Here is a 24,235-nt window from a genome sequence, read left to right as displayed (position 1 = left end):
ACGGCTCTCAGGCGGCGGCGAGCTTCGCCGCCGAGTCGGCGTCGACACAGGCCTGGATCACGGCGTCGAGGTCGCCGTCCAGGACCTGGTCCAGGTTGTACGCCTTGAAGCCGACGCGGTGGTCCGAGAGGCGGTTCTCCGGGAAGTTGTAGGTGCGGATCTTCTCGGAGCGGTCGACGGTGCGGACCTGGCTGCGGCGGGCGTCGGCGGCCTCCCGCTCCGCCTCCTCCTGCGCCATGGCGAGCAGCCTGGAGCGCAGGATACGCATCGCCTGCTCCTTGTTCTGCAGCTGGCTCTTCTCGTTCTGGCAGGAGGCGACGACTCCGGTCGGGATGTGCGTGATGCGCACGGCGGAGTCGGTGGTGTTGACGGACTGGCCGCCCGGGCCGGAGGACCGGTAGACGTCGATGCGGAGGTCGTTGGGGTTGATCTCCACGTCCACCTCCTCGGCCTCGGGGGTCACGAGGACACCGGCGGCGGAGGTGTGGATACGGCCCTGGGACTCGGTGGCCGGGACCCGCTGCACGCGGTGCACCCCGCCCTCGTACTTCAGCCGGGCCCACACGCCCTGGCCGGGCTCGATCTGCCCACGGGCCTTCACCGCGACCTGGACGTCCTTGTAGCCGCCCAGCTCGGACTCGGTGGCGTCGATGATCTCGGTCTTCCAGCCGACGCGCTCGGCGTAGCGCAGGTACATGCGCAGCAGGTCGCCCGCGAACAGCGCCGACTCGTCGCCGCCGGCGCCCGCCTTGATCTCCAGGATGACGTCCTTGTCGTCACTGGGGTCGCGCGGGACGAGCAGCAGGCGCAGCTTCTCGGTCAGCTCCTCGCGCTGCTTCTCCAGGTCCTTGACCTCGGCGGCGAAGTCCGGGTCGTCGGCGGCCAGCTCGCGCGCGGTCTCGATGTCGTCGCCGTTCTGCTTCCAGGAGCGGTACGTGGCGACGATCGGGGTCAGCTCGGCGTAGCGCTTGTTCAGCTTGCGCGCGTTCGCCTGGTCGGCGTGGACCGACGGATCGGCGAGCTTCTTCTCCAGGTCGGCGTGCTCGGCGACGAGTTCCTCGACGGCCTCGAACATCTTGGGCTCCTGTACTGCGGTGAAGGGAAGGGCGGGCGACCAAAAACGCCGGTCCCGGGCACACCCCCGGGAGGGCGTGACCGTGGACCGGCGAAATGGGGCTCGCTACTTCTTGGAGCCGGCGGCAGCCTTGCCGAAGCGGGCCTCGAAGCGGGCCACACGGCCACCGGTGTCGAGGATCTTCTGCTTGCCCGTGTAGAACGGGTGGCACTCGGAGCAGACCTCGGCCCGGATGGTGCCGGACTCGATGGTGCTGCGGGTGGTGAACGACGCGCCGCAGGTGCAGCTGACCTGCGTCTCGACGTACGCGGGGTGGATGTCGCGCTTCAAGGTGTCTCCTAGGTTCCGGGAGGGCGCCGGGTCGCTACCGCGGGATGCGGAGGCGTGAACCGGAGCCGACGTACCAGTCTGCCAGGACTGGGGCCATCCCCCAAAACCGGGGGTGCGGTTGTTCTATTCCTGGGGGTGAGTGCCCGCGCCCCTACGGGGCGCTGACGACGCCCTCGGCCTCGCCGGCGGCCGTTCCCTTCGTGGCCGAGGCCGGGATCGGCCGGTCGTTCTTCAGGGCGTTCCAGACCAGCTGGGCCTTGGTCTCGGACAGCAGGACGCGGTTGGGGTTGGCCGGGTCGTACTGGACCGGCATCGTCACCATCTTCATGTGCGACGAGCTGATGCCCTTCAGACCGCCGGCGAAGTCGATCAGGGAGTTGACCGAGCCGAGGTCCGAGTCGGTGGTGACGGCCTTGGTGGCGGTGTCGGCGAGGTCGTACAGCTTCTTCGGGTTCGTGAGGACACCGACCTGCTTGACCTGGTCGATCAGGGCCTTGATGAACGCCTGCTGGAGCTGGATGCGGCCCAGGTCGGACCCGTCGCCCACGCCGTGCCGGGTGCGGACCAGGCCGAGGGCCTGCTCACCGTTCAGGGTGTGGGTGCCGGCTTTCAGCTCCAGGTGGCTCTGCCGGTCGTCGATGTCCTTGGTGGTCCTGACCTGGACCCCGCCGAGGTCGTCGATGAGCTTCTGGAAGCCCTCGAAGTCGACCTCCAGGTAGTGGTCCATGCGGATGCCGGTGATCGACTCGACGGTCTTGACCGCGCAGGCCGCGCCGCCGGTGGAGTACGCCTCGTTGAACATCACGCCGGACGCGGCGGGGTGGACGGTGCCCTTGGCGTCGGTGCACCGGGGGCGGTCCACCAGGGTGTCCCGGGGGATGGAGACCACGCCGGCCCGCTTGTGGCCCTCGTACACGTGGACGATCATCGCCGTGTCGGAGCGGGCGCTGCCGTCGTCCGTGCCGCCGCCGAGCTTCTTGTTCTTGCCGGAGCGGGTGTCCGAGCCGAGGACCAGGATGTTCTCGGAGCCGTTGTCGACCTTCGAGGGCCGGTCGGTGCCGAGGGCCTGGTTGATGTCGACGCTGTGGAGGTTGCCGTTGAGCTTGAAGTACAGGTACCCGGCGCCGGAACCGCCCAGCACCACCACGCCGGCCGCCGTCCAGGCGGTCGCGCGCAGTGCCTTGCGTCCCGTGCTGGGCGCCTTACGGCGGCGGCCCTTGCCCCGGCGGCGCGAGGTCGTGCCCGCCTCGGTTATGGCGGGCTGAGGCGTACTCTCGGCGGCCACATCGCTCCTAGGTCTCGTCGTCCGGTTACCCCCTGCGGTCAGGGTCAGGCGCGGTCGTCACCGCTCCATCGTCGCTCCGCCCGGTCAGACGGAGAAACTCGGGAAAGGGTTGCACGACGCACCGTGCCCACCCCGTACGGCGATGAGCACGGTGCGTAGTCACTCGGGGCGAGCGCACGGCCCTCACCTGCGGATTCAGCCCCAGAGGCCGTGCGCCTGGAAACCGGTGCCCACCGAGCCCCCTGTGGCAAAGATCTCGCTTGTGGCCTTTGTGCCAGAAGCCCGCCCCCGTCGCAGCGGACGGGGGCGGGCTTCTGTTCTCTTCCCTGGAACGAACCGTCAGTCGCCGTTGCCCGGCGTCGGCGTCGTCTTCTGGATCTGCATCAGGAACTCGACGTTCGACTTGGTCTGCTTCATCTTGTCGAGAAGCAGCTCGATCGCCTGCTGCTGGTCCAGGGCGTGCAGGACACGGCGGAGCTTCCAGACAACGGCCAGCTCCTCGCTGCCGAGCAGGATCTCTTCCTTACGGGTACCGGACGCGTCCACGTCCACCGCCGGGAAGATGCGCTTGTCGGCGAGCTTCCGGTCGAGCTTCAGCTCCATGTTGCCGGTGCCCTTGAACTCCTCGAAGATCACCTCGTCCATGCGGGACCCGGTGTCCACGAGAGCCGTGGCCAGGATGGTCAGCGAGCCGCCGTCCTCGATGTTGCGCGCCGCACCGAAGAACCGCTTCGGCGGGTAGAGCGCGGTCGAGTCGACACCACCGGACAGGATGCGGCCGGAGGCGGGCGCCGCCAGGTTGTAGGCACGGCCCAGACGCGTGATCGAGTCGAGCAGCACGACCACGTCGTGGCCCAGCTCGACCAGTCGCTTGGCCCGCTCGATGGCCAGCTCGGCGACGGTCGTGTGGTCCTCGGCCGGGCGGTCGAAGGTCGAGGAGATGACCTCGCCCTTGACCGACCGCTGCATGTCGGTGACCTCTTCCGGACGCTCGTCGACGAGGACGACCATCAGGTGGCACTCGGGGTTGTTGTGCGTGATCGCGTTGGCGATCGCCTGCATGATCATGGTCTTACCGGTCTTCGGCGGGGCCACGATCAGACCGCGCTGGCCCTTACCGATCGGCGAGACCAGGTCGATGATGCGGGTGGTGAGCACCCCCGGGTCGGTCTCCAGGCGGAGCCGGTCCTGCGGGTAGAGCGGGGTCAGCTTGTTGAACTCCGGGCGGCCACGGCCGTGTTCGGGCGCCATGCCGTTGACGGAGTCCAGGCGGACCAGCGCGTTGAACTTCTCGCGGCGCTCGCCCTCCTTCGGCTGGCGGACCGCACCGGTGACGTGGTCACCCTTGCGCAGGCCGTTCTTGCGGACCTGGGCGAGGGAGACGTACACGTCGTTCGGACCCGGCAGGTAGCCGGAGGTCCGGATGAAGGCGTAGTTGTCGAGGATGTCCAGGATGCCCGCGACCGGGATCAGGACGTCGTCCTCGGCGAGCTGCGGCTCGGCGATCTCGTCGCGGCCACGGCGGCCCCGGCGGTCGCGGTAGCGGCCGCGACGGCCACGCCGGCCGCCCTCGAAGTCGTCCTCGTCCTGCTGACGGTCCTGCCGGCCGCCCTGCTGCTGGCCCTGCTGCTGACGCTGCTGGCCGCCCTGCTGCTCGTCGCCCTTGTTACGGCGGTCACGGTCGCGGTCCCGGCCACGCTCGCGGCGGTCCCGGCGGCCACGGCCCTCGCCGTCGGCGTCGCCCTTGGCCTCGCCCTGCGGCTGCGACTGGTGCTGCGCGGGCGTCTCGGCCTTGGACTCGCTCCTGGCCTCGGCGGCGACGGTCTCGGCGCCGCCCGCGGCCGGGCTGCCCGCCTCGGCGGTGGCGCGGCGGCGACGGCGCTCGGTCGGGGCGTCGTCGGAGGCCGGCTGGCCGGGGATCTCGATCTGCTGCTGGGCCACGGCCTTCTCGGCGGGAGCCTCGGTCTTGGCCTCCGCCTTCCTCGCCGTGCTCTCGCCGCTCTCGGCGGACTCGCCGGTGCGGGCCTTGGAGGTGGCCCGGCGCTTCGGCTTGGTCTCGGTGGCGGTGTCGGCCTTGGCGGCGGGGGCACCCCCGGCGGCCTGCGCCTCCTTGATGACCTCGATCAGCTGGCTCTTGCGCATCCGCGCGGTGCCCCTGATCCCGAGGCCCGAGGCAACCTGCTGCAGCTCGGCCAGCACCATGCCCTCGAGGCCGGTACCGCGGCGCCGCCGGGAGCCGGCACCGGTGGCAGGCGCGGAGGCGTCCGTGGCGGGCGCGGCAGCGGTCTCCTCGACACGTGCGCCCATCAGATCGGTGGTGTCGCTCACGAAGGGTCCTTCCCTGGAGCGGACGTCGGCCTGTCTGGCTCGGCGACCGGTTGTGCTGTCCGGCTACGGTCCTGTCTTCTGTGAACCGTGCCGGGGCGGTGGTCCGCCAAAGCGGCGGAAGAAATGTGCGGTGATGGCGCTTCCGCGAGCCGTGGCACCCAGTGTCACGTGGCGTGGTAGCACCGATTCCGAAGCGTGCCCGGCGGCCCGCTCAGTGCTCGCATACGACGTACTGCCCAGGTACGGCGCAAGGAACACGGAGTGGCGCGGGAGGCTCCCGGAAGAATGTCTGTCCCGGACGGGGACACGAGGCACCTCGCCATGGTCAGGTCGGGTGCAGACTTGAGATTAACACTACCGGATCCAACAAACATTCCCCCTCTCCAAATCCGGCAACCGTGTGTCAGGTCGCAAGCGGCAGCACACTCGCTCCCTGGACGTCCAGGTCCAGCCGGTTGGCGGCCCAGCCCTCACCTGCGAGGTGGGACACCTTGTCGGCGCTGTCGGTGTCGGCGAGCGCCATGACGGTGGGCCCGGCGCCCGAGATCACGGCCGGGATGCCGTCGGCGCGCAGCCGCTCCACCAGCGCGGCGCTGTCCGGCATGGCCGGCGCGCGGTACTCCTGGTGCAGGCGGTCCTCGGTGGCGGGCAGCAGCAGCTCGGGGCGCCTGGTCAGGGCCTCGACGAGCAGGGCGGCGCGGCCCGCGTTGGCGGCGGCGTCGACGTGCGGCACGGAACGCGGGAGCAGGCCCCGCGCGGTCTCGGTCAGGACCGGCTTCCCGGGCACGAAAACCACCGGAACGATGGAACGGTGCGGGTCCATCCTGATGGCCCGGGCGGCGCCGGCCTCCATCCAGGACAGGGTGAAGCCGCCGAGCAGACAGGCGGCCACGTTGTCCGGGTGGCCCTCGATCTCGGTGGCCAGCTCCAGCAGCGCCGCGTCGTCCAGGCGGGCCTCGCCGCCTATGGTCACCGCGCGGGCGGCGACGATGCCGGCGCAGATGGCGGCGGAGGAGGAGCCGAGGCCCCGGCCGTGCGGGATGCGGTTGGCGCAGACGATCTCCAGGCCGCGGGGCTGTCCGCCCAGCAGGTCGAAGGCCGTGCGCAGGGAACGGACGAGGAGGTGACTCTCGTCCCGCGGCAGGGTCTCGCTGCCCTCTCCCGCGATGTCGATGTGCAGCCCGGAGTCGGCCACCCGGACGACCACGTCGTCGTACAGCCCCAGCGCGAGGCCCAGGGCGTCGAAGCCCGGACCGAGGTTGGCGCTGGTGGCGGGAACGCGCACCCGGACGGCGGCGGCGCGGAACGCTGGACCGGCCATCGCTCGTTGACTCTCCTTGAGCTGCGTGACTGTCGAAGACATTCGATACGTACGGGAGACCCTCGGCCGCGCGGCCGGCGCGGCGTCGCCCATGTGCCAGGGCATGTGCAACGGGCGGGGTTCGGTACAGCCTATCGAAGGAAGGTTCTGTGGCGACATAGGGCGCACAGGAGGCGCACGATGCGTGTCGTAAGCCCCCTGTGCACCCTGTCAGGGATTTCCCGGACCCGGAGCGCTCGGGACCGGCGCTCGGGCTCGGTCGCCGGGCGCTCGGGCTCAGGCACCTCGGTGCTCGGGCTCGGGCGCCTCGGCGCTCGGGCTCAGGCACCTCGGTGCTCGGGCTCAGGCGCCTTGGCGCTCAAGGTCGGGCACCAGGGCTCTCAAGGTCCGGCTCCGGTTCGGGTCCGGCTCTGGCTCCGGCTCCGGGCGCTCAGGCCAGGCCGAGGCGCTCGGCCGCGGTGGCCGCGTCGACCGGGACGGTGACCGGCTGCGGGGCGCCGGCGACGGCCCAGTCGGGGTCCTTCAGGCCGTTGCCGGTGACGGTGCACACGATGCGCTGGCCCGGGTCCACCTTGCCCTGCTCGGCGGCCTTGAGCAGACCGGCCACGGAGGCGGCGGAGGCGGGCTCCACGAAGACGCCCTCCTGCGCGGCCAACAGGCGGTAGGCGCGCAGGATCTCACGGTCCGTCACCTCGTCGATGGCACCGCCGGACTCGTCCCGCGCGGCCAGGGCGTAACTCCAGGACGCGGGGTTGCCGATGCGGATGGCGGTGGCGATGGTCGACGGGTCCTTGACGACCTCGCCCCGCACGATCGGGGCACTGCCGGAGGCCTGGAAACCCCACATACGGGGGGTTTTGCCGGCGATGCCGTCGGCGGCGTACTCCTTGTAACCCTTCCAGTAGGCCGTGATGTTGCCCGCGTTGCCGACCGGGAGGACGTGGATGTCGGGAGCGTCGCCGAGCATGTCCACGATCTCGAAGGCAGCCGTCTTCTGGCCCTCGATGCGTACCGGGTTGACCGAATTCACCAGCGCCACGGGGTAGTTCTCGCTCAGTGCGCGCGCCAGGGTGAGGCAGTCGTCGAAGTTGCCGTCGACCTGGAGGATCTTCGCACCGTGCACGAGGGCCTGGCCCATCTTGCCGAGGGCGATCTTCCCCTGCGGTACAAGCACGGCGGAGACCATGCCGGCCCGCACCGCGTACGCGGCGGCGGAGGCGGACGTGTTGCCCGTGGAGGCGCAGATGACGGCCTTCGCCCCCTCCTCCTTGGCCTTGCTGATGGCCATGGTCATGCCGCGGTCCTTGAAGGACCCGGTGGGGTTGGCCCCCTCCACCTTCAGGTGGACCTCACAGCCCGTGCGCTCGGAGAGCACCTGCGCGGGCACGAGGGGCGTGCCGCCCTCGCGGAGCGTCACGACCGGCGTGGTGTCGGAGACCGGCAGCCTGTCCCGGTACTCCTCGATGATTCCGCGCCACTGGTGGGTCATTGCTGGTTACTCTCCTTCAACCCGCATGATGCTGGCGACACCCCGCACGGTGTCGAGCTTGCGCAGTGCCTCGACGGTCCCGGACAAGGAGGCGTCAGAGGCCCGGTGGGTGACGACGACGAGGGATGCCTCGCCATCCTTGCCCTGCTGCCGAACGGTGTCGATCGACACCCCGTGTTCGGCGAAGACGGTGGCGACCTGGGCGAGCACGCCCGGTTTGTCGGCCACGTCGAGGCTGATGTGGTACCGGGTGACGACCTCGCCCATCGGGGAGACGGTCAGGTCGGCGTACGCCGACTCGCCCGGCCCGGTGGACCCGCTCAGCCGGTTGCGGCAGACCGCGACCAGGTCGCCCAGCACGGCCGAGGCGGTGGGCGAACCGCCGGCGCCGGGCCCGTAGAACATCAGCTGCCCGGCCGCGTCGGACTCCACGAAGACGGCGTTGTACGCGCCGCGCACGGAGGCGAGCGGGTGGCTGAGCGGGATCATCGCGGGGTGCACGCGCGCGGTGACCGACGTACCGTCCGCGGACCGCTCGCAGATGGCGAGCAGCTTGATGGTGCAGCCCATCTCCTTGGCGGAGCGGAAGTCGGCGGCGGTGACCTCGGTCATGCCCTCGCGGTAGACGTCGTCGAGGCGTACGCGCGTGTGGAAGGCGATGCCGGCGAGGATGGCGGCCTTGGCGGCGGCGTCGAAGCCCTCGACGTCGGCGGTCGGGTCGGCCTCGGCGTACCCCAGGGCGGTGGCCTCGTCCAGGGCCTCCTGGTACCCGGCGCCGGTCGAGTCCATCTTGTCGAGGATGAAGTTGGTGGTGCCGTTGACGATGCCGAGCACGCGGTTGACCTTGTCGCCGGCGAGGGACTCGCGCAGCGGCCGGATCAGCGGGATGGCGCCGGCGACGGCGGCCTCGTAGTAGAGGTCGCGGCCGTGCTCCTCGGCGGCGGCGTGCAGAGCGGCGCCGTCCTGGGCGAGCAGGGCCTTGTTGGCGGAGACGACGGAGGCGCCGTGCTCGAAGGCGGTGGTGATGAGCGACCGGGCGGGCTCGATACCGCCGATCACCTCGACCACGACGTCGATGTCCCCGCGTTTGACGAGAGCGGTGGCGTCGGTGGTGACGAGGGAGGGGTCGATGCCCTCACGCACCTTGGCGGGCCGCCGTACGGCCACGCCCGCGAGCTCCACGGGCGCCCCGATCCTCGCGGCGAGGTCGTCGGCGTGCGTCGTCATGATGCGCGCCACCTCTGAGCCGACCACTCCACAGCCCAGCAGCGCCACCTTCAGCGGACGCGTACGCATCATCCGACCTCGTTTCCTCTCACCGTCTACGGTTGGACCAGTCTCACTCACCGGACGGGAGTTTCTACCCTTCGTCCGGATCGTGAGACATCTATTTCATTTGTACGGGACCGCAGGACCGCAGATCTTCCGGCCCCTCTGCGGGGGCGGCCGTCCGGGTCACCCGACATCGAGACGCAGGAGGTCCTCCTCCGTCTCCCGCCGGACGATCGCCCGCGCCTCGCCGTCCCGTACGGCGACGACGGGCGGCCGGAGCACGTGGTTGTAGTTGCTGGCCATGGACCGGCAGTACGCGCCCGTGGCCGGTACGGCGATCAGGTCGCCCGGCGCCAGGTCCGAGGGCAGGAACGCGTCCTTGACCACGATGTCCCCGCTCTCGCAGTGCTTGCCGACGACCCGGGCGAGCATCGGCTCGGCGTCGGACGCGCGGGACACGAGGGCGACGCTGTACTCGGCGTCGTACAGCGCGGTCCGGATGTTGTCCGACATGCCGCCGTCGACGGAGACGTACGTGCGCAGCCCGTCGAGCGGCTTGACCGTGCCGACCTCGTACAGCGTGAAGGCGGTGGGGCCGACGATGGCGCGCCCGGGCTCGACGGAGATCCGGGGCGTGCGCAGCCGGGCGGCCTCGCACTCCCGCGTGACGATCTCGGTGAGCGCCTTGGCGATCTCGTGCGGCTCCCGGGGGTCGTCGTCACTGGTGTAGGCGATCCCGAGCCCGCCCCCCAGGTCGATCTCCGGCAGCTCGACCCCGTGCTCGTCCCGGATGTCCTTCAGCAGCCCGACGACACGGTGGGCGGCGACCTCGAAGCCCGACATGTCGAAGATCTGCGACCCGATGTGGGAGTGGATCCCGATCAGCTCCAGCCCGTCGAGCTGAAGGGCCCGCCGTACGGCCTCGGCGGCCTGCCCCCCGGCGAGCGGAATCCCGAACTTCTGGTCCTCGTGGGCGGTGGCGATGAACTCGTGGGTGTGCGCCTCGACGCCGACGGTGATCCGGATCTGCACCTTCTGCCGCGTGCCGAGCGACTGCGCGATGTGCGCGACCCGCACGATCTCCTGGAAGGAGTCGAGCACGATCCGCCCGACACCGGCCTCGACGGCCCGGGTGATCTCGGCGACGGACTTGTTGTTGCCGTGGAAGGCGATGCGGTCGGCGGGCATCCCGGCGGACAGCGCGGTGGCCAGCTCGCCACCGGAACACACGTCCAGGTTGAGGCCCTCCTCGTTCAGCCACCGCACGACGGCCCGGGAGAGGAAGGCCTTCCCGGCGTAGAAGACATCGGCGTCCGGCCCGAACGCGGTACGCCAGGCACGCGCGCGGGACCGGAAGTCGGCCTCGTCGAGGACGTAGGCGGGGGTGCCGAACTCCTCGGCGAGCCGGCTGACCGGAATCCCGCCGACGGTGACCACGCCGTCGTCGCCGCGCGTGACGGTCTGGGCCCACACCTTCTGGTCCAGGACGTTGAGGTCGGCGGGCGGCGCGGAGTAGTGGCCCTCGGGCAGGACGTCGGCGTGGCGGGGCCCGGCGGGGTGGGCGGAACGGCTCATGACGTGACTCTCAGACTCTCTGTCTCTCTCCGGGGCGCGTCTGCTCGCGCGCCTCAGAGGTGTTCGGGTGCGTCGATGCCGAGCAGGGACAGGCCGCCGGCCAGCACCGTCCCGGCAGCTTCGGCGAGGGCCAGCCGGGCGCGGTGGGCGGCCGAGGGTTTCTCCTCGCCGACGGGAAGCACGCAGGGCAGCAGAGGCAGCACGGCATCGGCGACGGTGACGAGATGCCGGGCAAGCCGATCCGGGGCACGACGGGTGGCGGCCACGGCGAGGATGCGGGGGTGGGCGGCCAGGGGGGTCAGGAGGGGGGTGGGGGTGGCGGGAGTGCTTTCGGCGTTGACGTCGGCGGGGGTGCTCGCGTCGGGGCCGAGGGGCATGGCGTCGGCGGGCGCGAAGGGGACCGCGCCGGCGTTCGCGGGGCCGAGAAGGCCGATGCGGGCGTTCGTGGGACCGAGTAGGCCGTTGTCGGCGTTCACGGGGGCGGGGAGGGGGCCGGCATCGGCGTGCGTGAGGACCCCGAGAAGGCTGCGGCCACCGGCGCTCGCGGAGGTCCCGAAGGGATCGGCAAGAGCCTCCGCGGGAACCCCCGGACGGCGGACACCACCAGGCGCACGGGTGGCGGAGGGCCCGGCGCCGGAATGCGCGACGAGTCCGATCGGGCCGGGCTCCGCGGAGAAACCGAGGCGGGCGGCATTGCGGCTGAGAGCACGGATACGGGCGTGGGCGTACCGCACGCGGAACAGCGGATTGCTCTCCCGCTGGATCAGGTGATCGGCGGTGATCCGGGGCCGGTCGTGCGGGGCGGGGTAGAGGAGGGCCCACTGGGCGGCGTCGGGCCCGAGCGGGGCGGGATCCTCCGGCGCGGGCACGGGCCGCAGATTGACGGGCTCGCCGTGCGCGACGGTGGCGCGCCCGCCCTGGGTCCCCACGAGACGCACGACGGCGTCGGCGACGACCTCGGCCCGCACCTCGTACGGCACGCGCAGCGCGACGACCTGTCCGGCGAGGGCGTCTCCGTAGCCGTACCGGGTGCCCTTCTCCCGGATCTCCCGGACCAGCCCGGCGACGGGATCGACCTGCGCGTCGAGGCTGATGTTGAGAAACCCGGGCCCGGTGACGACGACGTCCCGGATGCCTTCGGCCTCGGCGAGCCGGGCGCGCAGAATCTCGGCGACCCGCGACGCCGGCTGCCCGGCCGGCCGGGCGAGCTGGAGCGCGATGGTGGTGGCGAAGTCCCCGCACCCCCCTGGCCCCGGCTCCGTCACCACGGCCCGCTCGGGCACGGTCACACTCAGCTCCCCGTCATCGACAGCACGACGCACCGCGTGCAGCACGGTGCGGGAGAGCTCGACGGGGGTCACGGGACAAGCGTAGGGGAGGAGGGGGGTGGGTACGCGAGGCGGTTGTCACTACCCGGTTGTCCCTGCCCGGTTGTCCCTGCCCGGTTGTCCCTGCCCGGTTGTCCCTGCCCCCGGCCGACCTACCCTCCGAAGGACACCCCGCCCGGCACACCGTCGGAAAGACCGCCGTCCCGGGAACCACGACCGTCGAGCACCCCGGAATGGCTGACGCTGCCGGAATCCTCGGACGACCCGGAAGAAGGGGTGACTGGATGAGCGGGGATGTCTCTGTGAACGTAGGAGGCTCCATGAGCGGAGCAGGCTGCATTGGCGGAGGGAGGGTCGGGAGGGGAAGCGGCTCCATGAGCGGGAGAGCCCCCATCACAATCGAACTCTCCCTCACCACCCCCACTCTGTTCTCCGCCACCGGGACCTCCCTGACCGGGGCTTGCCTCACCGGGGCTTCCCTCACCGGGGCCTCCACCGCTGCGGTCTCCCCCGGAGCCCCCTGGCCTGCCAGGCCCCCCGGATCCGACAAGGCCTTCATGGCCCCCGGGCCCGATCCGCCGCTCCATGAGCTGCTTCACGAGCCGTACCAGCTCGGCGGGCTCGAAGGGCTTGGCGAGGAAGGCGTCCACACCGACGTCGAGGCCGGTCTCGACCTCGTACTGCGAACACGCGCTGATGATGGCGAGGGGCAGATGGTGCGTACGGGGATCGGCCCGGAGACGGGCGGCGGTGCGTAGCCCGTCCAGCCGGGGCATGACGACGTCGAGCGTCACGACGTCGGGCCGCACCTCGTGCACCACGTCCAGACACTCGGCACCATCGGCCGCGGTCACGACCTCTAGCCCTTCCAGTTCGAGGTTGACCCTGATCAGCTGCCGGATGACCTTGTTGTCGTCCACAACAAGCACCCGGCCCGAAGCGCCTGGCACAAGTCGAGAGTAGGTCCGGACCGGCCACCGCGTCCGGGTTTTCCCCACTTCCACCCCGTACAGGGGACCAGCCGACCCCGACCCGGGGAAACGGGTTCCTGATCACCCCGCCGGACCTGCTAATGTTCTACCCGTCGCCGCAAGCGAGAAGCTCAGCGCCCGACACGCCCCCGTAGCTCAGGGGATAGAGCAACGGCCTCCGGAGCCGTGTGCGCAGGTTCGAATCCTGCCGGGGGCACCCAGCATGAGGTGCCCAAAGACCCCGTCACCAGCGGAAACGCTGAGGCCGGGGTCTTCGCGTATGTGCAGGCGTGTGCCGCTCGTAGCGGCCGTATGTCGGGGTCTGTGGACTATTCGTGGACAGGATCTTGGGTTGTTTCCCCAGGTCAAGCCCGGAAAACGCGAAGGCTCCCGGACGCGTCCGGGAGCCTTGAGCGCGGTTCGTCGAGTCAGGCTCGGACCTTGCGGACCAGGATGCCGTCCCCGTCATAGAGCTCCAGGGAGCACGTCAGCCCGAAACGGCGGAGGAGGCCGGCGAGGTCATCGAGCCGCCGCGGGTCGACGACTCCGTTGAGCAGGACGTCCGGCCCATCGACGGGGTCGAGCTCCACTTCGCACCAACGGGTTCCCACCTCGTAGCCATTCCAGGAGGACGACCTCGACCTCCAGCCGGCCCGCACGAAGCGCTCGGCGACAGGCGAGGCGTCTCGGCAGCCGTGCAGGATGCCATTCACGTTGTTGCCCAACTCGACCCACTCAGGATCGAGCGCTTCGCCTTCCTCCGACATGTCCACCCTTGGAGTATGGGGTCCCTTGGTCCCGTGATCACTCGTACTCCCGCAGCAACTCCTCGATCTTGCGGTTGGCGATCTCCTGTCGTCCATCGATGCACTTGGCGTAGCGGCTCAGCAGGACCTCCACGCTGTTGCCCGCACGCTCGGCGACCTCAGTCGGATCCACCCCGGAGTTGAGCCAGGTCGACAGTGCCGAGTGCCGAAGATCGTACGGACGCGCGGCGAGCGGGGAGGAGACCGCGGCCGGCGGGAGCGCCAGCGCCCGAGCCTCCTGCCAGACGCGGTAGTACGTCGAGGAGCCGACCACTCCCCCGCGTTCGTTCGTGAACAGGCGCCCGTCATCCGCAGTGCCGAAGGTGTCGAGGTGTTGCCGAAGGATGGCGACGAGCTGGGGCGGGATCGGAACGAGCCGGACCTCTTCGGCCGGCCGGTTCTTCAAGCCGCGGTCGTCGTGGGTCTCGCCGGAGTCCGTCCACTGCTTGCCGACACTCGGGCGGGTCCGGTTCAGCAGGGCCGTTCCCCAGCCTGTCTCCGGCAATTTCAAGTCCGCACGGGTGAGACCGACAGCCTCAGCGGGACGGAGAGCGCCGTAATACATGCAGGCGAACAGGCCGACGAGTCGACGACCACGTGCCCGACCGTACCCACCAACGTACGAGACCGCAGTCAGCAGGGATCGTGCCTGCTCCGGATTGGCAACTACCCGGGGATCTACTTCCCCGGCCACCTTCGGTTTCTTCCAGCGGATAGCAGTGATCGGGTTCTCTTTGAACTCCCCGAGATCCACCGCATAGTGCAGTGCGTTGACGAGCGTCCGCCGCTTGCGCCGAACAGTTTCCGCGGCCGCCGCCGTCCCGTCGAGCTTCAGTTTGAGGGAGTCCAGGACCGCCCTGCCTATCGCAACGTCGCCGAGGTCGGACAGGGGCCGCGAAGCCTTGGCCACCCAGTGCAAGGTATTGGCAATCTCGATCGGCAATTCGCGATCATCAGGACCGGGCAGGACAAAGGCCCAGTTGCGCAGCGCCTTCCTGAGTAGATCATCGGACGGCCTGCCTGGGCGATCGTCCAGAAGAGCCATGGTCACGGCGGTTAGCGACTCATTGATCCCGTTGCGCGTGTTCGGAGCCGCGTGCGGCCACTTCATGGCGAGGTACTTCAGAGCGAAGGCGTACCAGGTAGTCGAAGGCGCCTTCTCGACCATCGAGTCAGGCAGCCCCGTGACCGTATCGAACTCTTCACCGTCACGAGCGGCCCGAAGAAGCTTGGCCCGGTAGTGGTCTGCAAGCCCCTTGGTGCGGAACTGCTCGGAGAACACGCTGCCGGAAACGGTCCACCTGACGTCATAGGACGACTTCTTGGTATTTCTCTTCCGGACCCCCCAGATCTTTACGTCAAGCGACTTCATGCCGCGGCCCGCTCTCGCGCGTTCAGCCATGCATTGAAGTCACTGCGCCACACGCGCAGTTCCCCGTTGGGCAACTTGAACGCCTGCGGCGCCTCGCCCAACTCGCGCCAGCGATAGAAGGTCCGACGTGAGATGCCCTTGAGTTCGGCGCAGACCTCTCGAACGGTCATCAGTTCGTCTTTCACGTCAGCGCTCCTTCCTGACTGAGTTGGTCGCGTAGGGCTTCGCGGGCGGTTTCGCGGCTGAGTTGGAGGTCGCGGGCGATGGTGGCGGCGAGTACGGATTCGCCGGGGGTGTGGCCGTGGCCGGCGTACTGCCAGTCGGCGAGGACCAGGACGGTGTCCGGCTCCTGGTCGTCGAGGCCGAGGGCTGCTTGCTCCTGTGCGGCGCGGTAGTCGGCACGGGCCTGGCGGAGAGCGCCGAGGGTGGTCGAGTAGCGACGGGACTTCGAGGAGAAGTGGCCGCGGAAGCCGAGCATGTGAGCCCAGGCCCACAGGCGCCGGTCCGGATACAGCGGGTCGAGCAGCTTGCAGGCCTCGATCAGGCGGCGGGTGTGCTCGGGGATGCCATGGCGGTCGAGTTCGGAGAGTTCGCCGATACGGCGGTCGAGCGTGCCGGTGTTCTCGGCGGCCTTGGTGGCGTACTTGGCGACGTAGGAGGCGACGGCCTGCTCGGTGACGTCGGAGCCGTCCCCGAAAGCCTTGACCGGCCGTACGTCGAGCTGTCGACCCCAGCGGAAGGTCCGGGCCGGTTGGTCGGCGACGGCCGGAACGGAGACCGAGGTGTAAGAGTGCGTGGCGGCGGCTCGGATCGCGTCGGTGAGGAGGTCGACTGTTGCCCAGGCCGGGGGCGGGGCGTCCGGCCCGTCGGGGCCGTCGAGGCGGATGACAGCGTGGAAGTGCACGGCGCCGCGTTTCTGGAACTCGGCGACCTTGCCGTACGACAGTCGGGCGCACTCTTTCAGTTCCCGCTGGGTGATGCCGGCGCGGGCGGCGATCTCGCGACGGAGCCGATTGGTGAAGCGCTGCCAGAGCTGTCCGGCGTGGTTGTTGAAGAGCACGGCGCCCGCGTAGTCGTACGTCTTCGGGTCGAGGGCGGTGCCAAGGGCGGGATCGTCGGCGCCGTGACGGGTGCCGCAGCGGCAGACGCCCCGGTCTGGACGGTTGTGGACCGGGCCGAAGGACGGGGCGGTGAGGGTGGCGAAGACGCGCGGGTGGTCGCGGACAGTGGCGGGGATGTCGCGGCGGTCGTCTCCGGCCAGGCCTGCACGGATCAGGTGGTAGGTGTCGCCCGCGTAGGTCCAAGCGCAGGCCGGGCAGCGGGAGAAGCGGCGGTTGCCGCAGGCGAGGCGGAGGCGCCCGCCCGGCTCGGTCTCGGTGGAGTAGTGGTGCAGGGTCTCGCCGGTGGTCTTGTCCTTGTGCAGGACCCAGCCGGTCAGGTGGATGGGGTCGGCGCAGCCGCCGGTGCGGCGGACCTGGTCTTCCCAGCGGGTGTAGTCGGGGGCCGAAGCCACCCTCAGCAGGTCGCCGAGGGTGGTCGGGTCGAGCAGGGCTTTCGAAGTCAACGGCGCCAACCTCGCTTCTGCGGGGTGTTTGCGTCTTCGCTCGCGGCGGCGTTGGAGGAGCGGCCGTGGCGATCGGGCTTGGTGGCCCGGTCGGTGTCGTGCAGCTGGTGGGCTTTGGCGGTCTTCTTCAGGCGGTCGTAGTCGCCGTCCAGTCCGTCGGACAGGATGCGGTCGACTCCGAGGCTCCAGCGGCGGGGCATCAGACGTTCACCCCCTGCCGGCGGGCAGGGCGGGCGGTGCCGGTGCCGTGGCAGGCCGGGCAGTGGGCGGTGACGGTGCGCAGGTGGCCACGGTGGTCGCGGCCGCCGAGGGTGATGGCGACGGAGGCGAAGCCGTCGCAGGCCGGGCAGATCCTCGCCCGCGGCGGGGTGTGGTGGGCCATGATGGTGGTTCCTTTCGATTGCGGTTGGAAGGAACGGCCCCGGGTGGCGGCGTGCTTGGCGGCTTGTGCGCCACCCGGTGGCCTTTCAGCGAGTGGTGCGGGAGCCCCGGCGGGTGCGGCCCTTGATCGCGTACATGGCCGCGTCGGCGGCGGCGAGCGCGTCCGTGAGAAACGGCACGGCCAGCTCTGAGACGGGGCAGACGCCGACCGAGGCGGCCAGCGGGAGCGACGTCCCGGCGTAGGGCAGCGGCCGGTGCAACGCGGCGGTCAGCGCGTCGAGGTCGACGGCGGCCAGGTCCCGGATCACGGCGACGAACTCGTCCCCGCCCAGACGGCCGGCGGTGCCGTTGCGTCCGCACCAGGCGCGCAGCCGGGCGGCGATCTCCACGAGGGCGGCGTCCCCGGCGGCGTGGCCGTGGGTGTCGTTGAGGGTCTTGAAGTGGTCGAGGTCGACCAGGAGGACGGCGGCGTCCGGGTGCCGGCGGATGCAGTGTTCGGCGCGGGCGGTCCATCCGGCGCGGGTGAGGAGGCCGGTGAGCGGGTCGCGGCGGGCGGAGACGAGGCGGCGGGTGAGGATGCCGCCGTGCACGGCCCAGCCGAGTAACGGCACGATGCTCGCGGCTGTCTGCAGGTCCATGTCTTTTCCCTTGGCGATGGCGGTTGGCTTGGCGGAACCCGGTCCCAGGAGCGGCGGCGTGCTTGGCGGCTTGTGCGTCGCCCCTGGGACCGTTCAGCGGCGGTGCTGCGAGGTGATGAGTGAGCGGATTACCAGGGCGCAGACGGCGACGGACGCGCCGGTGACGGCGACGGCCAGGAGCATCGAGACCAGGACGGCGCCGACGACCAGGACCACGGCCGTGCCGCCGCCGAGGAGGGCGAGGACGGTTCCCGGGGTGAGCTGGACGGTGGGCCGGGAAGGGACCTGGGCGGCCGGGGCCGGGGCAGGTGCCGGGTGGTGCTGGACCACGGTGGTCGGCTCGATGACGGCGGGCGGGGAGACGAGTCCGGTCGGGGTGGGCATGGTGGGGATCTTCGGCCGGAGCATGCGGTTCTCCCTTCGCTACTTGGTGAGGGCGGTGTCGATGGCGGGGGCGAGGACGCTGTCGGCGAGGAGGTAGCCGCCGAGGAGGAGGACGGCGATGAGCCAGGCGGGCGGGCGGATGAGCTTGACGCCGAGGTAGCCGACGACGGCCAGGGCGAACCAGAGCGGGACCTGCATGGCGGTGTCTCCTAGCGGACGCGGCAGCGGTGGGTGCGGGCGGCGAGCTGGGCGGCGGTCTGGCTGGAGTAGTCGGCGGACCAGCCGCAGCGGTCGGCGGTGCACACGGCGGCGTGCTTGGTCTGGCCGTTGCGGTCGCGGTGGGTGCCGATCTGCACGGGGCCGATCCGCATCAGGGAGTGGAAGTTGTCGCGGGCGGGCATGGCGGCTGGGTTCTCCTTTCGGGTCAGGCGAGTTGGGCGGCGATGGCGTCGGCGAGGTGGGGCGGGACGCCGAGGCGGGCGCGCAGGGTGTCGGTGTCGATGGGGGCGCCGGTGCGGTTGCGGTAGTCGGTGGCGACCTTGCGGGCGTGGTCGATGAGAACGGCGGGGACCGCGGGCACTGGGTCGGCGGGCGGGAGCGCCGGCGGTTCCTCGCCCGGGGTCGGGGCGGGCTCCGGGTCCGGGGCGAGTTCGGGGGCCGGTTCGTGGTCGTCCGCGATGTCGGGTTCCGGGGCCGGGGCGGGTGCCGGCGGTTCGGTCGTCGGTTGCTTGGCGGAGTGGGCGAGGAGGGTGCCGCCGAGGAAGGCGAGGGCGGGCCATCCGGCGATGCCGAGGCGGAGTAGCGCGGGCGGGTCGGTCAGGTCCAGGAATCCGGCGGTGGCGACGTTGGCGCCCAGCGAGGCGAAGAGGGCGATGAGGAACCAGCACCAGGCCAAGCGGGACGGGCCCTCGCTGCGGAGCCGTCGCCAGGCGGCGACCAGGAGCAGGTCGACGGAGACGGGGTAGGCCCAGGCCTTCCAGCCGTCCTGTCCGGCAGCGGCGGCCAGGTCGTGCAGGTGGGCGAAGGACAAGGCTCCGGCGATGACGGCCTGGACCAGGACGGCGTCGACGCGCAGGCCGTGACGGGCGGCCATCAGGACTCCTCCCCGGTCGGCGGCTGCGGGAGCGAGGCGGCCAGGGACGGGCTGACGGCGTCCACGAAGTCGAGGTCGGCGCCGGTGGTGTCGGCGTAGAGGGCGAGTTGGCCCAGGAGCAGGACGGTGCGGGCGAAGTCCTCGCAGTCGGGGCACATGACGGGGGTTCTCCCTTCATCAGGCATGGCAGGGGTAGGGACCTGGCGCGAAGCGGTTGCGCCGACCGGGGAGCGGGGTGGTCAGGCCGTGGCAGGAGCCGTCTTGGACAGTGGCACTGCGGTTGCAGCGGCAGCGGTCAGCTCGGGCCGGAAGGGGGCCAGCTCGGGCAGGTCCGGGGTGCGGTCGGCATGCCGGTTGCAGGTGTTGACGGCTTGCCGGAGCGAGGTGTGCGGGGCACGGATGCGGTGCCAGCCCCCGGTGGAATCCCCGGCGACGGCAAGGCCGCGCAGCTCGGCGGGGATCTGGATGGCAGCGAGGACGGCGTCCGGGGAGATGTCGCCGAAGGCCATGTTGGCGGATGTCTCGTCGTTGACGCGGTGGGCGGTGCGGCCGGTGAGCTGGGCGCGGAGCATGGTGATGCCCTTGCCGAGTTCGGAGCCGAAGCGCTGCCCGCAGATTTCCAGGTAGATGCCGGCCGCTCGGCCGAGCTGGGCGAGGCGGACCAGGGCGGTGATGATGCGGTCGCGCCGCTTCTCCTCCTCCTTGCTGGCGAACAGGGCCAGCTCGGCGACCTCATCGACCAGCATCACGACCGGCACCGGCCGTAGATGGTCGGGCAGGTCCCAAATGTCGGCGGCTATCTCGGCGTCCGGGACGGCGGCGGTGATGCGCTGTTCGGCGCGGATGAGCTGGTAGATCCCTTCCATGCGGGACACAAGCGCGTCCAGCAGTTCGGCGGCGGTGTCGGGGTTGTCGGCGAGGGCGGAGAACCGGCGGGCCAGCGGGAACAGCTCGACCCCCTGCTTGCAGTCGATGCCGACCAGAGCGACATCCATCGGGGCGAGCCCGGCGACCAGGTTGCGCTGATAGACGGACTTGCCCGACTCGGTGGCGCCGAGGGTGAGGGCGTGCGGGACGGCGCGGTAGTCGCGGTAGTGCACCGAGCCGTCCTCGCGCAGAGCGACCGGAACCCGCATCGCGCGGGTGTCGACCTTGGCAGGCATCTGCACCCGCTTGAGGACGTCGTAGCCGGTCATCCGCACCTCCACGACACCCGAGCGCAACTCACGCGAGGTGACGCCGTACATCGAGAACGAGTGCCGCAGCCGGTCCGAAGCGGCGGCGACGTCGAAGGCGTCCTGGCCGGGGCGCAGTCCCAGCCGCAGGACCAGACCCGTCCTAGTCGGCCGGAGGCGCAGGATGCGCGGCGGGCGCGAGTCCGGCACGGGCCGGTTGGTGACCCGGGCCAGGGCCAGGCGCCAGCGGGAGGGCGGGACCGTCAGCCCGCACGCGTCCATGACGGAGGCGTAGCGGACCAGGACCCGCAGGCTCGCCAGGGTGACGCCGAAGGTCATCCAATACCAGGCGGGGCGCCGCCACCGCAGGAGACCCGCAGCGGCGACGACCAGCACCAGAGCGACCGTAAACGCGGCCATGATCAGGCCGCCTTGGAGTTCGCGGCAGTGGCGACAAGGGACGTGACCGCGACGGCGCGGAAGGCGATGCCGTGCCGCTTCTGGCCGTTGAAGTCGTTCTCCCACGGCCGGGCGATCAGACCCGTGAGCGCGACCGGGGTGCCCATGGTCAGCTCACCGGAGATGCCCGGCTCGGGGACGGTGATGGAAAGGATCTCCACCTCGTCGTTCGCCGCGAACATCACGTCGACGGTCATCAGCTTCGCGCCGGTCTCGGCGTCGGTGGCGATCTCGCCGGTACGGCGGTCCTTCACCTTGGGCTGCGGCATCTTGGCGACCATCACGGTCGCGGCGGAGGTGTCCACGGGAATCTGACGCATCGTCTTGTCTCCTGCTGAGGTGACTTCTTGACCGACGTTCGTCGGTGAGATCAGGAGACCGCGATATGGGGTGGACGCATCACGGCCTCTATGGACGTTTAGGGACGTCTGAGCTACCGTCAAAACGTCCCTACAGGTCCCCGGAAAGGCCACGCCATGGCGAACGAGCGTTTACGCGCAGCGATTTCGGCGAAGGGCGAGACGATCCAGTCCGTCGCCGAGCACGTCGGAGTGGACCCCAAGAGCGTCGAGCGCTGGATCACTACCAACCGCACGCCTCACAGGGGGCACCGCTGGAAGGCCGCGAGCTTCCTGGGGGCCGATGAGGTCTACCTGTGGCCGTCAGCTGAGAAGCAGGCCCAGAAGGCGAGCGCGTCCGAGCTGATCACGTACTACCCGCACCGTGGTGCGGTCCCTGCCCCGCTGTGGTCGTCCCTGATCGAAAAAGCGACGGATCAGATCGACATCCTGGTGTACGCGGGGCTGTTCTTCTTCGACAGCCACCCGGACCTGCCCGACCAGCTGGCCGACAAGGCGAAGGCCGGCGCGCAGGTTCGGGTCCTGCTGGGCGACCCGGAGTCCGAGGCTGTTCGCCAGCGTGGCGAAGAGGAGGGCATCGGTGACGACCTCGCGGCGCGAGCCCGAATCACTCGCCGGTACCTGCAGCCCGCCATGTCGACGCCCGGTGTAGAGGTACGGCTGCACGACACGATCCTCTACAACTCCATCTACAGGTTCGATGAGGACGTGCTGGTGAACCCCCATGTGCTTGGAGCTCCCGCTGGGCAGAACCCGGTGATGCACTTCAAGTACCTGCCGGGAGCGCGCACGTTCCGGCACTACATGCGGAGCTTCGACTACGCATGGGAGCAGGGCCGGACTGCGTAGCAAGGTGCGGCATGCGACGCTGAACGCATGGCACGTGTCGACTACTTCAACGATCCGAACGCCCCGAAGGCGAACAGCTTGGTCCCCTCCGTGACCGCCGTGGCCCGCAACGAGGCCGGAGAGGTCTTGCTGATCCACAAGACCGACAATGATCTGTGGGCCCTGCCTGGAGGCGGTATCGACCTGGGCGAGTCAGCCCCCGACGCGGCGGTACGCGAGACCAAGGAAGAGACCGGCTTCGACGTGGAGGTAACCGGCCTGGTCGGCATCTACACGAACCCCGGACACGTCATGGCGTACGACGACGGCGAAGTCCGCCAGCAGTTCTCCATCTGCTTCCACGCCCGCATCGTCGGCGGCCAGCTGCGGACGAGCAGCGAGAGCAAGGAAGTGGCGTTCGTCGCCCCAGGCAAGCTGGACGAGCTGAGCATCCACCCGTCGATGCGCATGCGGATCGAGCACGGCCTGTCTGGCCGCACCGAGCCCTACATCGGCTGACGCTTCCCGGTGCGGCCGCCCGGCAGATGCCGGCGCAGCAGCCGCATAGCAGGGGCGTGGTCGTAGTGCTCAGCTACCTGGAGCGGCGTCTGGCCAGTCGCATCGGGCAGTTCCGGGTCTGCGCCGTATGCGAGGAGTACCGCCGTCGTTGCCACGGTGAGCGGCTCACCGCTCTGCAGCGCGACATCGCCCTCCGTCCCAATCGCGTGCGTCAGCGGAGTCGCACCGTTGCCTTCATCGGGGTCTGCGCCCGCATCGAGCAGCCGAGCCAGCAGTTCCACGTCCTGGTGCTCCACCGCGAAGAGCGTCGGAGGCCACCAACCGCTTCCGTCGATGACCGCCCGTTGGCTCGGCGGCAGTGAAGTGAACGCAGCGATCCGTTGCTGGGTGCGCTCCACCGCAGCGCCGAGGTAGGGGCGCGCTTTGCTGATCGCGTTGTGCACTTCACTGCCCGGTTCGTAGCGGACCAGGATCTCGTCAATGCGGGTGTCGAAGCCGAAGGACTGCCCGGCAGGACCGGTCGTCATGTCAGCAAAGATCAGCGCGTCGAGGACCGGGGAGTCCTCCCGCTCGTAAACGGCCAGCTCTGCCGACAGCCCACGCTGCTCCGCCTCGTACACAGCGCCGGAGTGATGGGCGACCAGCCGGACCAGGCGCGCCGGCGCACCCAGTGCTTCCAGGTGACGGGCACCGTCGAGGGGATGGAACCCGGTGTCACGAAGTTCGGGGGCGTAACCGATGTCATGCAGCCAGGCTGCGGCGACGAGCAGGTCCCGATCAGCCTCACGCACAGCCGCGGCAGCCTCTTGAGCACGAGCAGCCACCGCCTGAGTGTGCAGCCAGCGGTTCCCGAGCTGAGGAAGCAGAGACTCAGCGAGTGCAGACGCTCCCTGAGGCGTGTCCAGTGCAGAAGGCATACCCGGAACGGTAGTCGAGACGCGCGGTGAGCCGACAGGGCCACGATCGAGCGATGCTGATCGCGGGTGCGGTACAACTTTCCCTACTTCATCAAGGCTCGCTTCGCTCGCTGGTCCGGCGGCCAACAGCGCTCTTGGACCATCGCCAACCCGACCGCCGCACCCTCCGCCCAAGCGCATCAACGGCCGCTCCCGGCCCCCACGCCACCGCCACCACGATCCGGCCTCAGAAGGGGAAGAGGCAACAGCATCTCGACCTCAACGCCCCGCTACCGAGGCCACCGCGCACCCCTTTCCACCCGGTTGCCTACTTCCGGTAGGTCGGATCAAGACCCGAGGGCCGCGCCAAGCGCGGCGGCGCCGGCCGGTCGCCGCCGCGCCGCCTCACCTGTCTTCGCCACCGGCCGCACGTCGCCGCCCGTCCGTCGCCGCACGCAGCGGCCACATTCCAACACGGGCACGGGGATTAACGGTGATTTCCAACGGTGCAGGCCAAAGACGCTTTGTGTTACCGCAAGAGGCCGGATCGTGGTGACGGCAGCATGCGGGCCGACGCTGCCAGATTCGCGAGCATTCGTACGGCCCCTGCTCCGACGCTAGGCCCCCGGCCGGGCGGCGGGCGTGACCATGAGAAGGGAAGAACCACGCTGTGGCTGGGGCGGTCGGCTCCGCGGCTTTAGAGGTCGTTCTCTTTCCGAACCTCGTGTGCGGATTCCGCTGGTCAGACATGGGATTGCGGCTGTCGCGGAAGCCTCGACTCGTTGCT

At 70.2% G+C, this 24,235-nt stretch carries 26 protein-coding genes, 1 tRNA gene and 1 pseudogene; 3 read left to right on the top strand and 25 right to left on the bottom strand.

Annotated features, from left to right (window positions below; all coding sequences use genetic code 11):
• Positions 1-7 precede the first annotated feature (7 nt).
• The 10 genes and pseudogenes from prfA to AB0L21_RS24935 form a co-directional block, all read right to left on the bottom strand.
• On the bottom strand, positions 8-1,075 hold the full coding sequence (gene prfA / locus AB0L21_RS24980; RefSeq protein ID WP_365700531.1) for a peptide chain release factor 1: 1,068 nt from the start codon (positions 1,073-1,075) through the stop codon (positions 8-10).
• 105 nt (positions 1,076-1,180) lie between these two features.
• Positions 1,181-1,405: a 50S ribosomal protein L31 gene (gene rpmE / locus AB0L21_RS24975; protein ID WP_014675000.1), complete on the bottom strand. Its 225-nt coding sequence runs from the start codon at positions 1,403-1,405 to the stop codon at positions 1,181-1,183.
• A gap of 151 nt (positions 1,406-1,556) precedes the next feature.
• Positions 1,557-2,690 carry an LCP family protein gene (locus tag AB0L21_RS24970; RefSeq protein ID WP_365700529.1) on the bottom strand — a complete coding sequence of 378 codons (1,134 nt, stop codon included), beginning with the start codon at positions 2,688-2,690 and terminating at the stop codon, positions 1,557-1,559.
• Between the two features lie 339 nt (positions 2,691-3,029).
• Positions 3,030-5,018: a transcription termination factor Rho gene (gene rho, locus AB0L21_RS24965; RefSeq protein WP_365786479.1), complete on the bottom strand. Its 1,989-nt coding sequence runs from the start codon at positions 5,016-5,018 to the stop codon at positions 3,030-3,032.
• Between the two features lie 403 nt (positions 5,019-5,421).
• On the bottom strand, positions 5,422-6,339 hold the full coding sequence (gene thrB, locus AB0L21_RS24960; protein WP_365700525.1) for a homoserine kinase: 918 nt from the start codon (positions 6,337-6,339) through the stop codon (positions 5,422-5,424).
• A gap of 430 nt (positions 6,340-6,769) precedes the next feature.
• Positions 6,770-7,828 carry a threonine synthase gene (gene thrC, locus AB0L21_RS24955; RefSeq protein WP_365700523.1) on the bottom strand — a complete coding sequence of 353 codons (1,059 nt, stop codon included), beginning with the start codon at positions 7,826-7,828 and terminating at the stop codon, positions 6,770-6,772.
• A 6-nt stretch (positions 7,829-7,834) separates the two neighbouring features.
• Positions 7,835-9,124, bottom strand: coding sequence for a homoserine dehydrogenase (locus tag AB0L21_RS24950; RefSeq protein WP_365786545.1), 1,290 nt, complete (start codon positions 9,122-9,124; stop codon positions 7,835-7,837).
• A gap of 159 nt (positions 9,125-9,283) precedes the next feature.
• A complete protein-coding gene (gene lysA, locus AB0L21_RS24945) occupies positions 9,284-10,675 on the bottom strand; it encodes a diaminopimelate decarboxylase (protein ID WP_365786477.1) in 1,392 nt (463 codons plus the stop codon).
• A 53-nt stretch (positions 10,676-10,728) separates the two neighbouring features.
• A complete protein-coding gene (nrtL, locus tag AB0L21_RS24940) occupies positions 10,729-12,036 on the bottom strand; it encodes an ArgS-related anticodon-binding protein NrtL (protein ID WP_365786476.1) in 1,308 nt (435 codons plus the stop codon).
• A gap of 542 nt (positions 12,037-12,578) precedes the next feature.
• Positions 12,579-12,953 (bottom strand): annotated as a pseudogene (locus tag AB0L21_RS24935) (response regulator); the annotation flags it as partial.
• A 166-nt stretch (positions 12,954-13,119) separates the two neighbouring features.
• On the opposite strand from AB0L21_RS24935, the gene AB0L21_RS24930 reads away from it, so the two are divergent.
• Positions 13,120-13,191, top strand: a tRNA-Arg gene (locus AB0L21_RS24930).
• A gap of 211 nt (positions 13,192-13,402) precedes the next feature.
• Here the strand turns inward: AB0L21_RS24930 and AB0L21_RS24925 are convergent.
• The 14 genes from AB0L21_RS24925 to AB0L21_RS24860 form a co-directional block, all read right to left on the bottom strand.
• Positions 13,403-13,747: a hypothetical protein gene (locus tag AB0L21_RS24925; RefSeq protein WP_365786474.1), complete on the bottom strand. Its 345-nt coding sequence runs from the start codon at positions 13,745-13,747 to the stop codon at positions 13,403-13,405.
• A gap of 31 nt (positions 13,748-13,778) precedes the next feature.
• Positions 13,779-15,152 carry a tyrosine-type recombinase/integrase gene (locus AB0L21_RS24920; RefSeq protein ID WP_365786543.1) on the bottom strand — a complete coding sequence of 458 codons (1,374 nt, stop codon included), beginning with the start codon at positions 15,150-15,152 and terminating at the stop codon, positions 13,779-13,781.
• Entirely contained in the window at positions 15,149-15,322 is a 174-nt protein-coding gene (locus tag AB0L21_RS24915) for a helix-turn-helix domain-containing protein (protein ID WP_365786541.1), read from the bottom strand. Before AB0L21_RS24915 ends, AB0L21_RS24920 begins: the two co-directional genes overlap by 4 nt.
• 11 nt (positions 15,323-15,333) lie before the next feature.
• Complete coding sequence (gene repSA, locus AB0L21_RS24910; protein WP_365786472.1) at positions 15,334-16,716, bottom strand: replication initiator protein RepSA; 1,383 nt, start codon at positions 16,714-16,716, stop codon at positions 15,334-15,336.
• Complete coding sequence (locus AB0L21_RS24905) at positions 16,713-16,916, bottom strand: hypothetical protein (protein ID WP_031169608.1); 204 nt, start codon at positions 16,914-16,916, stop codon at positions 16,713-16,715. The genes repSA and AB0L21_RS24905 overlap by 4 nt, the downstream gene beginning before the upstream one ends.
• A complete protein-coding gene (locus tag AB0L21_RS24900) occupies positions 16,916-17,098 on the bottom strand; it encodes a hypothetical protein (RefSeq protein ID WP_365786470.1) in 183 nt (60 codons plus the stop codon). Before AB0L21_RS24900 ends, AB0L21_RS24905 begins: the two co-directional genes overlap by 1 nt.
• An 85-nt stretch (positions 17,099-17,183) precedes the next feature.
• Positions 17,184-17,735 (bottom strand): GGDEF domain-containing protein, encoded by a 552-nt coding sequence (locus tag AB0L21_RS24895; protein ID WP_365786468.1) that lies wholly within the window; start codon positions 17,733-17,735, stop codon positions 17,184-17,186.
• A 93-nt stretch (positions 17,736-17,828) separates the two neighbouring features.
• Positions 17,829-18,143 carry a SpdD-like protein gene (locus AB0L21_RS24890; protein WP_365786466.1) on the bottom strand — a complete coding sequence of 105 codons (315 nt, stop codon included), beginning with the start codon at positions 18,141-18,143 and terminating at the stop codon, positions 17,829-17,831.
• Positions 18,144-18,158: 15 nt separating this feature from the next.
• On the bottom strand, positions 18,159-18,317 hold the full coding sequence (locus AB0L21_RS24885; protein ID WP_107051289.1) for a hypothetical protein: 159 nt from the start codon (positions 18,315-18,317) through the stop codon (positions 18,159-18,161).
• 11 nt (positions 18,318-18,328) lie between these two features.
• Positions 18,329-18,520 (bottom strand): mobile element transfer protein, encoded by a 192-nt coding sequence (locus tag AB0L21_RS24880; protein ID WP_365786464.1) that lies wholly within the window; start codon positions 18,518-18,520, stop codon positions 18,329-18,331.
• 23 nt (positions 18,521-18,543) lie between these two features.
• Positions 18,544-19,212, bottom strand: a complete 669-nt coding sequence (locus AB0L21_RS24875) for a DUF2637 domain-containing protein (protein WP_365786462.1) — start codon at positions 19,210-19,212, stop codon at positions 18,544-18,546.
• On the bottom strand, positions 19,212-19,370 hold the full coding sequence (locus AB0L21_RS24870; protein ID WP_199808486.1) for a hypothetical protein: 159 nt from the start codon (positions 19,368-19,370) through the stop codon (positions 19,212-19,214). The genes AB0L21_RS24875 and AB0L21_RS24870 overlap by 1 nt, the downstream gene beginning before the upstream one ends.
• 81 nt (positions 19,371-19,451) lie before the next feature.
• Positions 19,452-20,807, bottom strand: coding sequence for an FtsK/SpoIIIE domain-containing protein (locus tag AB0L21_RS24865; protein WP_365786460.1), 1,356 nt, complete (start codon positions 20,805-20,807; stop codon positions 19,452-19,454).
• A gap of 2 nt (positions 20,808-20,809) precedes the next feature.
• Positions 20,810-21,166, bottom strand: a complete 357-nt coding sequence (locus AB0L21_RS24860; protein ID WP_365786458.1) for a hypothetical protein — start codon at positions 21,164-21,166, stop codon at positions 20,810-20,812.
• 156 nt (positions 21,167-21,322) lie between these two features.
• Between AB0L21_RS24860 and AB0L21_RS24855 the strand changes: the two genes are divergently transcribed.
• On the top strand, positions 21,323-22,054 hold the full coding sequence (locus AB0L21_RS24855; RefSeq protein WP_365786456.1) for an XRE family transcriptional regulator: 732 nt from the start codon (positions 21,323-21,325) through the stop codon (positions 22,052-22,054).
• 27 nt (positions 22,055-22,081) lie between these two features.
• Complete coding sequence (locus tag AB0L21_RS24850) at positions 22,082-22,552, top strand: NUDIX domain-containing protein (RefSeq protein ID WP_365786454.1); 471 nt, start codon at positions 22,082-22,084, stop codon at positions 22,550-22,552.
• Here AB0L21_RS24850 and AB0L21_RS24845 read toward each other — a convergent pair.
• A complete protein-coding gene (locus tag AB0L21_RS24845; protein WP_365786452.1) occupies positions 22,540-23,469 on the bottom strand; it encodes an HDIG domain-containing metalloprotein in 930 nt (309 codons plus the stop codon). The genes AB0L21_RS24850 and AB0L21_RS24845 overlap by 13 nt on opposite strands.
• Positions 23,470-24,235 lie beyond the last annotated feature (766 nt).

The sequence above is a fragment of the Streptomyces sp. NPDC052721 genome, assembly GCF_040678315.1.
Lineage (GTDB): Bacteria > Actinomycetota > Actinomycetes > Streptomycetales > Streptomycetaceae > Streptomyces.
The sequence above is the reverse complement of the archived record's forward strand: the minus strand, read 5'-3'. Positions and strand labels throughout refer to the sequence as shown.